Genomic DNA, 14,932 nt, shown 5'->3' with positions numbered 1-14,932 from the left:
GGGAAAGCCGGGATTTGCCTTAGGACCAGAGCAATCGTGCCGTTAGGTCCAGCGCATCCCCGCCTGCCCCGCCCTGCGGACGGGCCGGCAATCGGGCCGCCCGACGGACCAGTTGTGCGCCGGACTGCGGCAGGATAGGAAAGCCGCATCATGACCGCCCTGCCCGATCCCTCCCTCCAGCCCGATGCGTTCCTGAGTGCGCTGCACACCGCCGCGGACCCCGACCGCGCCGCGCGCGACGCAGGCTGCGTCCTGCATGGTCTCGGCGCTGAGGCCGGGGCCGATCCGGCGGCGACGGCGCGGCTGCATGCCGCGGGCGCGCGCGCCATTGCCGCCACGCTGGCGCGGGGGGCCTCGCCGCTGCTGCTTCTGGCGCAGGCGGACCGCCCCGACGACGCCTATGCCGCGGCGCTGGTCGAAGGGCTGATGGGATATGAGCGCATCCATGTCGGCCTGCAGGACGGCTGGCGGATGATCCTCGTGCTGCCCCCGACCGGCCAGAACGCCTATTGGCGGGTCTGACCCCGGTCAGTCCAGACAACCCTCCGGCGAGAAGTGCCGCGGAAAGAACGCCGCCGCCGCGCAGCGTGCCGTCGCCAGCGCCTCGTCGCGGGAATAGGGCTGTTCCATGATGACGAGATCCATCCAGACCCCTTCCGTCACCAGCCGCAGCGCGCGGGAAATCCGCGCGGCATCGCCGGCATAGCCGCCCTCGGCGATCAGCGCCGCGCAGATCGCCTCGCGGCGGTCGGCATAGTCATCGTCATTGGCGCCGCATTTCTCACGGTAAAGCGGGCGGCTCTGCGCCTCGCCCCAGAAGGCCACCCAGGCGGCCAGCCGCGCCGGCGTGAACAGGTGCGGCGAGAAATCGGCCCGGAACAGCGCGTCCAGCTGGTGTGCCGGACGCGGCCCCGCCTCGGCCAGCGTCCTGGTCCAGTTCTCCCGGTATTCTTCCGACAGGTAGGAGAGCGTTTCGGAAAGCAGCAGGTCCTTGCTTTCAAAGTGAAAATTCACCAACCCATGCGAAAGCCCGGCACGCCCGGCAACATCCGACAGCGTGGTGCGGGCAAAGCCGCGCTCGGCGATGACCTCGATCGTGGCCTCGATCAACTGCACCCGGCGCGCGGCGCGCGACAGCTTGCGCGGACCGGCCGGCCGGCTTTCGGACAGATCCTGCATGACACTCTCTTCCTCCATCCGCTTCTGTCTAACCCGATGCCCCCGCATCAGGGAAGCCCGACCAAAGCGCCGCATAGGCAGGCCCTCAGAAGCGGTTAGAAAATCCTTCATTTCCTTTTGCCGTCGATGGCCGCATCCTCACCACATCGCGCACAGCAACAGGACCCGCCATGACCAGCCACGCCCGCATCAGCCCCGCCCGAGAGTTGCATGACAACGTGTCGGTGCCCTTCACCCGTGCCCGCGCCATGCCGAAATCGGTCTACACCACCGAGGAATTCCTGGCGCTGGAACAAAAGCACGTCTTCGCCAAGGACTGGGTCTGCGCCGGTCGGGCCGAAACCCTGCCCAACCCCGGCGACTATCTGACGCTGAAGCTCGCCGGAGAGCCGGTGATCGTGCTGCGCGACCGCGACGGGCAGATCAAGGCGATGTCGAACGTCTGCCGGCACCGCATGTCGACGCTGCTGGAAGGCCGCGGCCATGCCCGCTCCATCGTCTGCCCCTACCACGCCTGGACCTACAACCTTGACGGCACCCTGCGCGGCGCCCCCGCCATGACGCTGAACGAAGGCTTCTGCAAGGACAACATGACCCTGCCCCGCGTGCGCTGCGAGGTCTGGCAGGGCTGGATCATGGTGACGCTGAACCCCGACGCCCCCGCGCCCGAAACCGCGCTGCAAGGCGTGCGCGAGCTGATCCCCGGCCTCGACATGGCAACCTATACCGAGACCTATCGCGAAAGCTTCCGCTGGGCGACGAACTGGAAGGTGCTGGCCGAGAATTTCATGGAAAGCTACCACCTGCCGATGTGCCATGCCGGCACCATCGGCGGGGCATCAAAGCTGGAGGAAATGGTCTGCCCGGAAGGCACCAGCGCCTTCAACTATCACTGGATCCTGAAGAACGACACAGTACCGCTGGCGCTGGCGCATCCGTCGAACACCACGCTTGCGGGCGGTGACCGGCGCAAGACCTGGCTTCTGGCGATTTACCCCTCGCTCCTCATCACCCTGACGCCGGGCTATTTCTGGTATCTGTCGCTGACCCCCGACGGGCCGGGCCATGTCAATGTGCTGTTCGGCATGGGCATGTCGGCCGACTGGCTGGCCGATCCGCAGGCGGAACGCCATCTGGCCAGCGTCAAGGCGCTGCTCGACGACGTGAACGTCGAGGACAAGGGCTGCACTGAAAAGGTCTATCGCGGGCTTTTGTCCGACATGGCCGAACCGGGGCCGCTCAGCCATCTCGAACGCCCGAATTTCGAATTCGCGCAATATCTCGCCAGCCGCATTCCGGCCTGACCGCCTTCAACGTGGTGCAAATATCCCCGCCGGAGGCACGCCCGATCGGCCCCCGCCCGCGCGACTTGCCGGATCGCCCGCGAAGAGCGGGCGCAGCCCGACGATAAGCCTCAGCCGACCACGCCGGCCGCGCGCCAGCCGTCGAACACCGCCAGCGCGGCGTCGTGGAAGGCAGGATCGTTGATATGGGCGTCGATGTCGATCAGCTGCACATTCGCCGGACAGGCGCGGTGCATCTCGCCCACGAAGGCCGCCAGCGCCTCGGGGTCCGACAGCGGGCCGCCGGCGCGGTCCCATTCGTTGCCGCCCTGCACCGGCAGCAGGAACACCACCGGTCCCTTCGCGCGTGAAAGCTTGTCGCAGATCACCCGCGCCAGCGCCCGGCGCTGTTCGGCGGTTTGCACGACGCTGGTCAGCAGGCGGTTGTGGGCATGGGCCGGGGTGTCCTTGAAGGCCGGCGGCAGCTCATGCCAGCCGACGAAGTCGATCAGGTCATAGCAGCCGATCGAGACGATCTGCGGAATGCCCTTCGCCCCGGCATTCTCCATCCGGTCGGCCCCGGCAGAAATCGCCGAGCCGAACAGGTGGTTGCCCACTTCCTGCGGCGCGAAATCCATCACCGCGGCGAAGGCCCCCTCGGCGGCAAGGCTTTCGAAGGCCCGCCCGCCCATGCCGGTGGCATGAAACACCGCCACCTCAAAACCGCGCGCCTCGAGCGCCGGTTTCAGCGTGGTCATGTAGCGCAGCACGGTCTTGCCAAAGCTGGTCATGCCGATCAGCGGCTTTTTCCGCTCCGGCGCCTCCACCGCCCGCGCAGCCCCCAGAACTGCACCAGCGGCTTGGGAAAGCGAGGCCTTGCAGACCGAATTGAGGCCATAAAGCCCGCCGGCCCAGAGGATCATCTGGGTATCGGCGGCCAGCCGCTCGGGCGGGATCATCGGCGAGAAGCTGACCGTCGAGACGATGTATTTCGGCACGCCCAAGGGCAGCGCCGCGCAGAGGTCGAGCGCCAGATCGGTGCCCATCGAGCCGCCCAGCACCAGAACCCCGTCGAACCGGCCTTCACGGTGCAGGCGGGCGGCCAGCGCCGCCGCGCCCCGCGCCATGGCCTGCATGGCGACGTTTTCATCCTCCGCGGCGATGATGGCCTCGATCGTCGTGCCGGCCTCGGCCACCACGTCGTGCTTTGACCAGTCGGTCGGGGCGGTGGGATTGCCAAGGACCGAGACATCCATGGTCAAGGCTTCGCCGCCCTGCCCGCGGATCACCCCGGCGATGTAATTCAGTTCGTCGTCCTTGGTGTCATAGGTGCCGGTGATCAGGATGCGGTTGCCCATTCGGTCTTTGGTCCTCTGCTTTGCCACCCCCGGGGGACTTCGCGTCCCCCGGCCCCCCTGCGGGATATTTGAACCAGTATGAAAGGCTCAGAGCTGGATCCAGGCGGTCTTGAGTTCGGTGTATTTGTCGAGCGCGTGCAGCGATTTGTCATGCCCGTTGCCCGATTGTTTCATGCCGCCGAGCGGCACGGTGTTGTCCGAGCCGCCATAAGTGTTGACATGCACGATGCCCGAGCGGATGGCGCGAACCATGCGGTGCGCGCGCGACAGGTTCGCAGTCCAGACCCCGGCGGCAAGGCCGAAATCGGTGGCATTGGCAAGGCTTGCGGCCTCGGCCTCGGTGGTGAAGGGGGTGACGGCGAGCACCGGGCCGAAGACCTCTTCGCGAAAGAGCCGGTGGCTGGGCTGGACGCCGGCGACCACAGTCGGTTCCATGTAATAGCCGCCGGTTTCGCTGAGGGCGCGGTTGCCGCCGAGGACAATCTCGCCGCCTTCCTTGCGGGCATCGGCGACGAAGCCGAGATTGCCTTCGAGCTGGACTTCGGAGTTCACGGCGCCGATCTGGGTGGCCAGGTCGAGCGGGTTGCCGAGTTTCATGGCGCTGGCGGCTTTCGACAGCGCGGCGACGAACTCGTCATGCACCGCAGCCTCGACCAGCAGGCGCGAGCCCGCGACGCAGACCTGGCCTGCGTTGCGGAAGATCGCGGTGGCGGCGGCCTTGGCGGCGGCGGCGAGATCGGGGGCGTCGGCAAAGACGATGTTCGGCGACTTGCCGCCAAGTTCCAGATAGCAGCGCTTGAGGTTCGACTGGGCGGAATATTGCAAGAGGCGGCGGCCGGTCGGGCCGGAGCCGGTGAAGACCATGACGTCGACGTCCATGGAGAGCGCCAGCGCCTCGCCGGTGATGCGGCCCGGCCCGGTGACGACGTTGAACACGCCGGGCGGCACCCCGGCCTCGAGCGCCAGTTCGGCGAGGCGGATCAGCGACAGCGAGGCGGTTTCGGCCGGTTTCAGCACGATGGAATTGCCGGCGGCCAGCGCGGGCGCGATCTTCCACGCGCCGATCATCAGCGGGAAGTTCCACGGCACGATGGCGGCCACCACGCCCACCGGCTCGCGGTGGACCAGCGCAAGGATGTTGTCGGCGGTCGGGGCAATCTCGCCATAGACCTTGTCGATGCCTTCGGCGTAATAGCGGAAGGTGCCGGCAGCCGAACCCGGCTCGGCCTTCAAGGCCATGCCGATGTCGGTGCCATTGTCGCGCACGCCAAGGACCGCGAGGTCCAGCGTGTGTTTCTCGATGAGGTCGGCCAGCCGATGCAGCACCGCCTTGCGACCGGCGGGGGCCATGCGGCTCCAGCGGCCATCGTCGAAGGCGGCGCGGGCCGAGGCCACAGCGCGGGCGACATCTTCGGCAGAGGCCGCGGCGGTGGTGGTCAGCTTTTGACCGTTGATCGGTGACAGGACCGTGGTTTCGCCACCCTGCCCGTCAACCCATTTCCCCTCGATCAGGAGTTTCCGCGGCGCCACGGGGGCGCTCGCAAGGCGGTCGATCTCGGCTTGGGTGATGGCCATGGCAGCAGTCCTTTCGCGCAAAAGAAGAAGGGCGGCAGTCTCCCGCCGCCCCGGTTGGTCAGATCAGAGCTTGCCCTTGCCGAGTTCGGCAAACCGGCCCGGATCGCGGGATTTCAGCATTGCGGCCAGCGCAATGCCAACCACCCCCGCCACGATCACCAGCGACGGCAGCATCCACGACAGGTTGCCCTCGGCCCCGGTCAGCGCGCCGAAATCACGGAAGATCAGGACGAAGAGATAGCCCAGGATCAGCCCCGAGACCGCCGGGAACAGCTTGGTCGACATGGCGTTTTCGCCCTGCGCGTCCTTCAGGAAGAAGGCGATCACGGCAAAGGAGGCCAGCGCCATCAGGCCGAGAAGGCCAAGCGTGCCAAGTTGCGACAGCCAGACGAAGAGGTTCAGCACCGGGTCCAGCCCCTTGGCAACAAAGAGCGTCACCACCAGGAGCGCCAGCACCGTCTGGATCACCGAGCCGACATGCGGCGACAGGTGCTGGGCATGGGTGGTGCCGACGCGGTCGGGCAGCAGCCCTTCGCGGCCCGCCACGAACTTGTAGCGCGCCACGGCGTTGTGGAAGGCCAGCACGGCGGCGAAGATCGAGGTCATGAACAGGATGCCCATGATCTGGGTCAGCGTGGCGCCGATATAGGTCTCGCCAAGGATGAACAGGAAGGCCGACGGATCGGGCAGGCCTTGCAGCGTCGGCAGCAGGTTTTCCACCCCGATGCCCATGGTCATCAGCCAGGAGGTGATGGTGTAGAAGATGCCGATGGCCAGAACCGAGATATAGGTGGCTTTCGGCACTGTCACGGACGGGTTGCGGGCCTCTTCGGAATAGATCGTTGTGGCCTCGAAGCCGATGAAGCCGGCAAAGCAGAACAGGAAGCCGATCGACGGGGTGCCCGACATGATCTGGCCCCAGCTGAAGGGTTGCAGGTTCAGACCCGACGCGCCGCCCTTGACAAGGATCGACAGGTTCAGCGCGATGACGATCAGGAACTCCAGCGCCACGAGGACGACAAGCACCTTGGCCGACAGGTCAACCTGGCGATAGCCGAACACCGCCACCAGCGCGATGGCGATATAGGTCCAGACATACCACGGCAGCTCCAGCCCCCATTGCGCGAAGGTGCCCGAGGCGACGGCGCCCAGAAGGCCCATCAGACCGATCTGCATGGCGTTATAGCTGAGGATGGCGATCATCGCCGCCCCGCCGCCCAGATGGCCGCCAAGGCCCTGCGCGGTGAAGGCATAGAAGGCGCCGGCGTTCTTCACATGCCGCGCCATGGCGACATAGCCGACCGAGAAGGCCAGCAGAATCAGCGTCACGATGGCGAAGCTGCCGGCAATGCCGGCGCCGTTGCCAAAGAGCATCGAGGGCGGAATCCCGCCCCCCGCGCCGGTCAGCGGCGCTGCGGCGGAAACCACCATGAAGGTGATGGCGCCAACGCCCAAGGCGTTCTGGCGCAAGGCTTTCGAGGGCGCGCCCATATCAGACATGGCGACCCTCCTGCGGCATGGAAATTGTCATCTACACGTTCCCCTTCCTGTTTTCGTTTGGGATTGCGGATCTGGTTGATCCGTCTTGTCGGTTTATTATTTGAACCGATGGTTCGATTTCATTTGACAGCGTCTGCGACATTCTGTCAACTGAAATGAACCGCGCCACCGGGATTCTGGCAAGCACAACCTTCGCAACCCTGTAGGGCCGCCATGGGCACCGTGACCAAAGCCTTGGAACTGTTGAACCTTTTTACCCGCCAGCGCCCGCTGATCGGGCTTTCGGACCTTGCGCGGCTGGCCGATCTGAACAAGGCGACCTGCTATCGGCTGGTCACGGAGCTCTGCGATTTCGGTCTGGTGGAGCAGGTCGGCTCGGCGCGCGAATACCGGCTGGGCCCCGCCGTGCTGCGGCTTTCGACGCTGCGCGAGGCACAGGTACCGACGCGCGAGGCGGCGATGCCGGTGTTGCAGGCCTTGGCGCAGAAGACCGGCGAGACGGCGCATCTGTCGATGCTGATGGGTCCGGCCTTGCACACGCTGGGCTTTGCCTATGCCACCACCCACATGACCCGCGTGACGATGGAAGATGCCGAGGTGCTGCCGTTCCATGCCACCTCCTCGGGGCTGGTGGTGCTGGCCTTCCAGCCCGAGCCGTTCCGCGAGGCGGTGCTGGCCCAGCCGATCCCCCGCCTGACCGGGCGCACCGAAACCAGCCCCGAGGCGCTGCGCGCCCGGCTGGCCGAGGTGCGCGGTCAGGGCTTTGCCGAAAGCCGCGGCGCGTTTCAGGCCGAGGTGCATTCCATGGCGGTGCCCTTGTTCGATGCGCTTGGCCGCTGCACCGGGGCGGTGGCCGTCGCCGCGCTGGCCTCGCGGATGACCGAGGACCAGCGCCGCCTGATCCGCTTTGCCCTGACCGGGGCGGGCAGCGAAATCACCACGCTTTGGGGCGGCACATTGCCCGCCGACATCGTCACGCTCTGGCGCCTTGCTGCCTGAGGCCCGGACAAAGATCAAAAGGACCACCGACATGAAAGACGAAAACTTCCTCAAGGCCAACAACGCCCGCAGCCTGTGGCATCCGATGACCGCGCCCTCGGACAGCCTGAAGAACCCGCCGGCGATCATCACCGGGGCGTCGGGCGTGAAGATCCGCGACATCGACGGGCATGAGGTGGTCGACGCCGTTGGCGGGCTTTGGAACGTCAACCTCGGCTATTCCTGCCAGCCGGTGAAGGACGCCATCGCGGCGCAACTTGACGCCCTGCCCTATTACTCGATCTTCCGCGGCACCTCGAACGACAAGGTGATCGAACTGGCCGAGGAGCTGCGCGATTTCTTTGCCCCGGACGGGCTGACCCGGGCCTTCTACACCTCGGGCGGCAGCGACAGCGTCGAAACCGCGCTGCGGCTTTCGCGGCAGTATCACAAGATCAAGGGCGAGCCGGGGCGGATCAAGTATCTCAGCCTGAAGAGGGGCTATCACGGCACGCATTTCGGTGGCGCCTCGGTCAACGGCAATGCCAATTTCCGCACCGCCTACGAGCCTTTGCTGCCCGGTTGCCACCACATCCCCGCCCCCTTCCCCTATCGCAACCCCTTCAATGAGGCCGACCCAGCCAAACTGGCGCAGCTCTGCCTGCAGGCGCTGGAGGACGAGATCGCCTTCCAGGGTGCCGGCACCATCGCCGCCTTCATCATGGAGCCGATCCTCGGCGCCGGCGGGGTCATTCCGCCGCATGAAAGCTTCATGCCGGGGGTGGAGAAGATCTGCCGCAAAAACGGCATCCTGCTGATCGCCGACGAGGTCATCACCGCCTTTGGCCGCACCGGGGCCTGGACCGGCAGCCGCCTTTGGGGGGTGAAGCCCGATTTCACCTGCACGGCGAAGGCGATCACCAACGCCTATTTCCCCTTCGGCGCTGTGATGATTTCCGAGGCCGTGGCGGAGGTGTTCGAAAAGGACGAAACCGGCAAGGCTGCCATCGGCCACGGCTATACCTATTCTGGCCACCCGGTCGGCGCGGCGGCGGCGCTGGCGACGCTGGCGGAAACCAAGCGGCTGAAAGTCAACGAAAACGCCGCAGCCCGCGGGGCGCAACTGTTCGACGGGCTGAAGGCGCTGAAAGACAAGTATTCCGTCATCGGCGACGTGCGCGGCGGCCATGGCCTGATGCTGGCGATCGAGATGGTCGGCGACCGGGCAACGAAATCGGCCCCCGACAAGGCGGTGCCGGGCAAGGTTCAGAAGGTGGCCTATGAGGCCGGCGCCATGGTGCGGGTCTCGGGGCCGAACATCATCCTGTCGCCGCCGCTGGTGATCACCGATGCCGATGCAGCGGTGATCCTTGCGGCGCTGGACAAGGGCTTTGCGGCGGTTTGAGGGGGGTGAGAACCGCCCCCGCCCCTTGGCGGGGGGAAAACGCTCCGGTGGAGCGTTTTCAGGTTCGAACGCCCGCGAACGCTTTCGCGGGCCGGGCCATGCCAAACGCCTGCCAAGATCACGCCCCCTTCCGCCCGGAATCAAGGCGCGAACGCGCCGCCGGGCCGCGCCCGACCTCCCCCCGGGAGGGCGCGCTTGCACCGCTCGCCGGTAGAACTGCGGTGGGAGGGGTTGCACCATAAAGCGCCTAGAACCAGCGGCAGAGCGTCCTCCCGAGGTCGGGCGCGGCCCTTGGTGGGGTGAGAACCGCCCCCGCCCTCGGCAGCGGGAAAAGATCATGTGGAGAGCTTTTAGGTTCCAATGCCCGCGCAAACTTGCACGGGCTGGGGTGTCAAGATGACCAATTCATTTTGCAATGTGCGCGAACGGGCCCGCCGGTGACCGCATGTTTATTTCGAAAACACCGGCCGAACGTTGTCGCTTGATATGACCAAAGACTTCTAAATCGAGATTGGTATCAAATTTCCCGCTGAAAACAAAGCCATGCAAACTTCCGTAGGCAGTGAAGGAACTGGTAAAGGGCATGTCGAATGGTAGTTCTATCATTCCGGCACCTTCCAGATTTGGCGCAAACGTTCCCTTAGGCGCGATGAGCTTGCGCTCATAAACGAACTTGCTAGGTGCATTTGGATCTAGTGAAATTTGTGAGTCCATGCAAAACGCATGAAAACTCGTATAGCCAAGAAGACGATTGAAATCCTGAAACTGCTTGAGGGGCGCATACAGTTCAAAATAGGCAATAATCGAATTGTCTTGTCTGCGTCGGCACCAGCCCTGCGGAACTCTATGTTCCATTCCTTGAAAAATTGCTGGAGCACCCTCGATAAAATCATACGAAATGTAACCCCCCTCTATTTCAAGAGCAGAAGGGTATCCCGGAGCAAGCGGCTCATTAACATCAATCTTTGGTTCATCAACGCCCAAAATGCGGAGTAAGGAGGTAATTCCTCGCGACCATTCACGAAGATCACAAATTTGAAAGTCAAGGATCGTTTCCCCTGCACCAATCGGTCGAGCTTCAATTTCGCATTCATCAATCTTGACAGGAATAAACCACGACTTGTTGGAAGGTCTCCTGCGAATCTCTTCAATAGCAACAATCAGTTCTTCGTTTGCGTAAGATTTATCCCTTGCCTCGCGCGAGCGAGAATAAAGACACACAAAATATGTGCCGCCACGGATTGCATTTTCAATCGCAAGCTTCCAACGTACGCCCGGTTCTAGTGACTCTTTATCCAACCACGTATTGACGCCATTTGCCTCAAGAACTTGCGATAAATAAGTTGCAACTTTTTCATCTTCGCGAACGTAAGATATGAATACCTTACTCACGCCCACACCTCCATAAACTCCCGCCACTCGCCCTTCGACATGCCGCTATCCTCCTGCCCCACCGTCTCCCCGGCAAGCCGCCGTTTCAACACCGCAATCGCCTTGGCACTCAGCGTCACCCCGCCCATCCGGTAGTCCTCGAACGCCGCAAACGCCAGCGGCACCCAGTCGCGCACGGTGGCCGCAATCGCCTCGGCATAGACCCTGATTTCATACTGCGCGTGGGTGTCGGCCCTGAGCCTGAGGAAGTGGAACAGGTTGTGCAGGTCGGTCTTCCAATACCACTGGGTATAGATGTTCATCGGCAGGTTCATCCGCGCCAGTTCGCGGGCAAGGCCTTGCTGGCCGTCCTGGCTCAGCATCGCCTCGTAATCGTCATAGCACTGCGCGGCGTCGCGTTTCAGGATCTCCAGCACGCGGGCGGATTCCGCGCCGGTCAGCACTTCGCCCCGGCCCTGATTGTTGACCACCGATTGCGCGGCGAGTTGCGCGGGTTCGGGGATGTAGAACTCGCGGTCGAGGATCGAATAGCGGGCCGAATATTCGTTCACATTGGCGGTGCGGTGGCGGATCCATTGGCGGGCGACGAAGACTGGCAGCTTCACATGCAGCTTCACCTCGCACATCTCGAACGGGGTCGAGTGCCAGTGCCGCATCAGATAGCGGATCAGCCCGTCGTCGTTCTGCACATGCTTGGTGCCGGCCCCGTAGCTGACCCGCGCCGCCTGCACGATGGCGGCATCGTCGCCCATATAGTCGATGACCCGGATGAAGCCGTGGTCCAGCACCTCATGCGCGCGGTAGAGATGCGCCTCCATGCCTTCGGACACCGCGCGCAGCGTCGGGCGCGGAGTGGCGCGGGCGGCTTCGATTTCGGCGATCTGGTCGGGGGTCAGCGGCATGGGATGGCCTTTCGCGGCGGGGAATGAGTCGAATTCCACTATATCTGGGGGAAGGCCGATAAGGAAACCGCAAGCTGCGGCGTGATGCGGGGCTGCATCATCTGTCGCGGGCGATCGGGCGATTGTGGATATCTTTTGACATATCCGGCACTTGTGGGCATGTTTTCACAGAAGAATAAGATGTGAGGCATAATATGGGCGGGTATCGAGCGGCTTTGGCCGCGCTTCTGGTCGTCGCGGCCTGTGGTGGCAATCCGTTTGTCCCGGATCCCGTCGATCCGACGGATCCGACCGACCCCACGCCCTCCGAGGACAACGAAAACGCCGTTCAGGACCTGCGCGGCTTTGCCTATGACGGCACGACGCTGTCGATCGACATGGCCGGGGTCAGCTCGTCGGGGCAGTTCGGCACCTTCGTGCGCCGCCCCTCGATGGACATTCCGCGCCACGGCACCCACCCGCGCTATCTGGCCTATGAGTTCCAGGAAACCAACATGACGCGGTCCTATCTGGCCTATGTCGCCGAGAACCAGCGCGAGACGCTGCTGGCGGTTGCGGCGGCCGATGGCGGGCAGTTCAACGAACACAATGGCGGCGGCGGCTGGGTGCGGCTGACCGGCTACACCCGCCCGACCATCGCCAGCAGCCCCTCGCCGACGCCGGGGCCGGAGGCTGGAACCTTCTCGTATTACGGCGCCTATGCCGGGGTCTTCGTGCCCGGTCTGGCGGACGCCGACGGCGCGCCGCGCCCGGACCCGCTGCATCCGCAAGAACCTTTGGGCGTGCGCGGCCAGATCCAGGTGAACGCACAGTTCACCAATACCTCTTCGGGCGATCCCGAGGTGGTGGAGGGCCAGATCGTCAACCGCCAGCTCTTTGATCGCGACGGCAACCAAATCATCTCGATCGACGTGTCGGATGGCAGCGGCGGGTTTACCACCATTGACACCACCGAGTTGCAAAGCCTGGTGCTGCGGGAAACCGCGATTTCCGACAATGGCACCTTCCTTGGCACAGTCGAATATGCCGGGACGCCCGACAGCGAGGCCGGCGAGTATGACGGTGCTTTCGGCGGCACCGGGGCCAGCGATGTGGCGGGCGTGATCTGGGTCAACCCGATCGACGGCCAGGATGGCATCTGGGAATATGGCGCCTTCAACCTGCCGCGCTGCGATCTGGCGGGCGCCTCCCCGATCTGCGACCCGCGCTGAGCCGATGCCGGCCAGGGGCCGTTCGATGCGCCACCGTCTCGGGGCGCTGGCCTTTGCCCTCGCGCTGGGGCTGGGCGCCGCTGCCCCCATGGCGCGGGCCGAGGTATTGCACCTGACGCCCGACGAGGCGCTGATGACCGCCCGCGCCGCCTATCTTTCGGGCGATGTCGAAGCGGCGGCGCATATCGCGCGCGCGCTCGCGTCAGTGCAGCCAGACGATCCGCTGGTGCATCTGCTGTTGTCGGCCACCGAGCCGAAGCTCGGGCGGGCTCAGGCCGGGCTGATCGCCGGGCGCAAGGCCTGGAAACTGGCGGGGCGCGGCAAGGAGGCCCGCCCGTTGCGCTATGAAATCGCGCGCAACACGGCCAAGGCGGCGCTGGATGCAGGCAAGCCGCTGCAGGCGCAGTTCTGGCTGCGCCGGTCGCTGGACGTCGCCCCCGACGACGCGGCCTTCGCCGCCTCGGGCCGCGATCTGGGTCTGGTGCGCAATCGCTCCCCCTGGCGGCTTGCGTTCGACATGGAAGCGGGGCCGAGTGACAACCTGAACGGCGGGGCGGATTCCTCGGTGTTCAGGATCGGGGATTTCGTGCTGGGCGAGTTGTCGAACGGGTCCGAAGCCCTGTCCGGTGCCCGCGCCAACCTGCGGATCAAGGCCGAGCGCGCTCTGCCCGGCAGCGCGCGGGCGCAGACGGTTCTCGGCCTGTCGGCAGAGGTAGTGCGCAACCAGATCGACGCCGCCTCGCGCGATGAGGCCGGCACCATGACCTCGCGCGATCTGGACCGCACCCGGTTGTCCTTTGGCCTGCGTCGCGACCTGCTTTTGGGCGACAGGGGCATGCCGCTCAGCCTGTCGGTCGAGCTTGGGCAGAACTGGGCCGGGGGCGAGGTTCTCGGCCCCAGCCTTGGGGTCACGGCGCAGGGCGCGATCTGGCGCGGTCCGGCGGGGACGATCTGGCTTGGCGGCGGCGTCGAACGGGCCTGGGATGACGCGAACATCCGGGGTGCCGACCTGTTCTCGCTGTCGGTGGTCGGAGAACGGGCCTTTGGCAAGACCGAGGCTTCCGTCGCGCTGACGGTCGAGGCCGCCCGGTCCGAGTTCATCAACTCCACCTATGACGCGGCGCGGCTTTCGCTGCAGCTCAGCCCGGACTGGAAGATCGGCGGGGCGTCGGTGTCGCTGGGCGCGACCGCGGGACTGCGCGACTATGAGGCCTTTTCGCTCGGGCTTGTCCATGTGACCGGCGGGCGCGAGGATGCCTCGGTGGGCCTGTCGATGGATCTGTCCTTCGACGACTGGTCGGTGATGGGTTTTGCCCCGGTCCTGTCGTTGCGCCATGGCAAGACCAAGTCCAACGTCAGCCGCTACGAGACCGGGACGAGCGGCATAAGCATCGGGATTTCCTCGGTCTTCTGACGCTGGCCTTTCCGCCCCGCCCGCCCTAGAGTTCCGGCAGCCGAAAGGGGGCATCATGACACTGCGCTATCTGCACTGCATGGTCCGCGTGCTGGACCTTGAGAAATCCATGGCGTTCTACGGTCTTCTGGGCCTGAAGGAGATCCGGCGCTATGAAAGCGAGGCGGGCCGTTTCACGCTGGTCTATCTCGCCGCCGAGGGCCAGCCCGAGACGCCGCTGGAACTGACCTTCAACTGGGATGGCGACACCGGCCTGCCGTCGGACAGCCGGCATTTCGGGCATCTCGCCTATGAGGTGGCCGACATCTACGCCATGTGCGCGCATCTGGCGGCGCATGGCGTGACGATCAACCGCCCGCCGCGCGACGGGCATATGGCCTTTGTGCGCAGCCCCGACAACATCTCGATCGAGCTTTTGCAGGCGGGCGAGGCGCTGGCGCCGGCAGAGCCTTGGGTCAGCATGGGCAACACCGGCCATTGGTGAGAGCGTCTTGAAGCAGGGGCTTCCGGGCGCCGCCGCCTGACGGGCGGATGCCGTGCGGCCCCCAGCCCTCCTCACGAGGGGGAACGGAGGCGACCGGCGGGCCAAGGGCAGTGCGGCGGACGCGGGAGCGCTTCCCCCTTTTGTGGGGGGAGGAAGAGGGGACTCGCGCTGTGCAAGGCCGATAACTGAGGAGCTTGCGCGGATACCGTGCTGCCCCCACCCCCAGCCCCTCCCCACGAGGGGGAGGGGAG

At 65.2% G+C, this 14,932-nt stretch carries 13 protein-coding genes; 7 read left to right on the top strand and 6 right to left on the bottom strand.

Annotated features, from left to right (window positions below):
- Positions 1–150: 150 nt before the first annotated feature.
- Positions 151–522 carry a hypothetical protein gene (locus G4Z14_RS15405; protein ID WP_164627321.1) on the top strand — a complete coding sequence of 124 codons (372 nt, stop codon included), beginning with the start codon at positions 151–153 and terminating at the stop codon, positions 520–522.
- Positions 523–528: 6 nt separating this feature from the next.
- Here the strand turns inward: G4Z14_RS15405 and G4Z14_RS15400 are convergent, their stop codons facing one another.
- Positions 529–1,179, bottom strand: a complete 651-nt coding sequence (locus tag G4Z14_RS15400) for a TetR/AcrR family transcriptional regulator (protein ID WP_164627320.1) — start codon at positions 1,177–1,179, stop codon at positions 529–531.
- A 170-nt stretch (positions 1,180–1,349) separates the two neighbouring features.
- Between G4Z14_RS15400 and G4Z14_RS15395 the strand changes: the two genes are divergently transcribed.
- Complete coding sequence (locus G4Z14_RS15395; RefSeq protein ID WP_164627319.1) at positions 1,350–2,483, top strand: aromatic ring-hydroxylating oxygenase subunit alpha; 1,134 nt, start codon at positions 1,350–1,352, stop codon at positions 2,481–2,483.
- 110 nt (positions 2,484–2,593) lie between these two features.
- On the opposite strand, the gene G4Z14_RS15390 is transcribed toward G4Z14_RS15395, so the two are convergent.
- The 3 genes from G4Z14_RS15390 to G4Z14_RS15380 form a co-directional block, all read right to left on the bottom strand.
- Positions 2,594–3,820 (bottom strand): Tm-1-like ATP-binding domain-containing protein, encoded by a 1,227-nt coding sequence (locus G4Z14_RS15390; RefSeq protein WP_164627318.1) that lies wholly within the window; start codon positions 3,818–3,820, stop codon positions 2,594–2,596.
- Between the two features lie 87 nt (positions 3,821–3,907).
- Positions 3,908–5,395 carry an aldehyde dehydrogenase family protein gene (locus tag G4Z14_RS15385; protein ID WP_164627316.1) on the bottom strand — a complete coding sequence of 496 codons (1,488 nt, stop codon included), beginning with the start codon at positions 5,393–5,395 and terminating at the stop codon, positions 3,908–3,910.
- Between the two features lie 63 nt (positions 5,396–5,458).
- The gene (locus G4Z14_RS15380) at positions 5,459–6,895 is read right to left on the bottom strand and encodes an APC family permease (RefSeq protein WP_164627314.1); all 1,437 of its coding nucleotides are present in this window, start codon (positions 6,893–6,895) and stop codon (positions 5,459–5,461) included.
- A gap of 213 nt (positions 6,896–7,108) precedes the next feature.
- Between G4Z14_RS15380 and G4Z14_RS15375 the strand changes: the two genes are divergently transcribed.
- Together G4Z14_RS15375 and G4Z14_RS15370 are read left to right on the top strand one after the other, a co-directional pair.
- Complete coding sequence (locus G4Z14_RS15375) at positions 7,109–7,894, top strand: IclR family transcriptional regulator (protein WP_164627312.1); 786 nt, start codon at positions 7,109–7,111, stop codon at positions 7,892–7,894.
- Positions 7,895–7,925: 31 nt separating this feature from the next.
- Positions 7,926–9,278 carry an aminotransferase class III-fold pyridoxal phosphate-dependent enzyme gene (locus G4Z14_RS15370; RefSeq protein WP_164627310.1) on the top strand — a complete coding sequence of 451 codons (1,353 nt, stop codon included), beginning with the start codon at positions 7,926–7,928 and terminating at the stop codon, positions 9,276–9,278.
- Positions 9,279–9,683: 405 nt separating this feature from the next.
- Here G4Z14_RS15370 and G4Z14_RS15365 read toward each other — a convergent pair whose 3' ends face one another.
- Positions 9,684–10,670, bottom strand: coding sequence for a toll/interleukin-1 receptor domain-containing protein (locus G4Z14_RS15365; RefSeq protein WP_164627308.1), 987 nt, complete (start codon positions 10,668–10,670; stop codon positions 9,684–9,686).
- Positions 10,667–11,572 carry an FAD-dependent thymidylate synthase gene (gene thyX, locus G4Z14_RS15360; RefSeq protein ID WP_164627306.1) on the bottom strand — a complete coding sequence of 302 codons (906 nt, stop codon included), beginning with the start codon at positions 11,570–11,572 and terminating at the stop codon, positions 10,667–10,669. Before thyX ends, G4Z14_RS15365 begins: the two co-directional genes overlap by 4 nt.
- A 194-nt stretch (positions 11,573–11,766) precedes the next feature.
- Here thyX and G4Z14_RS15355 point away from each other — a divergent pair, with 194 nt between their 5' ends.
- Genes G4Z14_RS15355 through G4Z14_RS15345 form a run of 3 tightly spaced genes read left to right on the top strand, consistent with a single transcriptional unit; the run spans position 11,767 to position 14,681 of the window.
- Positions 11,767–12,783, top strand: coding sequence for a hypothetical protein (locus tag G4Z14_RS15355; protein ID WP_164627304.1), 1,017 nt, complete (start codon positions 11,767–11,769; stop codon positions 12,781–12,783).
- A gap of 25 nt (positions 12,784–12,808) precedes the next feature.
- Entirely contained in the window at positions 12,809–14,197 is a 1,389-nt protein-coding gene (locus G4Z14_RS15350) for a surface lipoprotein assembly modifier (protein WP_164627302.1), read from the top strand.
- A 55-nt stretch (positions 14,198–14,252) separates the two neighbouring features.
- Positions 14,253–14,681 (top strand): VOC family protein, encoded by a 429-nt coding sequence (locus G4Z14_RS15345; protein ID WP_164627300.1) that lies wholly within the window; start codon positions 14,253–14,255, stop codon positions 14,679–14,681.
- Positions 14,682–14,932 lie beyond the last annotated feature (251 nt).

The sequence above is a fragment of the Tabrizicola oligotrophica genome (genome assembly GCF_011008935.1).
Lineage (GTDB): Bacteria > Pseudomonadota > Alphaproteobacteria > Rhodobacterales > Rhodobacteraceae > Tabrizicola_A > Tabrizicola_A oligotrophica.
The sequence above is the reverse complement of the archived record's forward strand: the minus strand, read 5'-3'. Positions and strand labels throughout refer to the sequence as shown.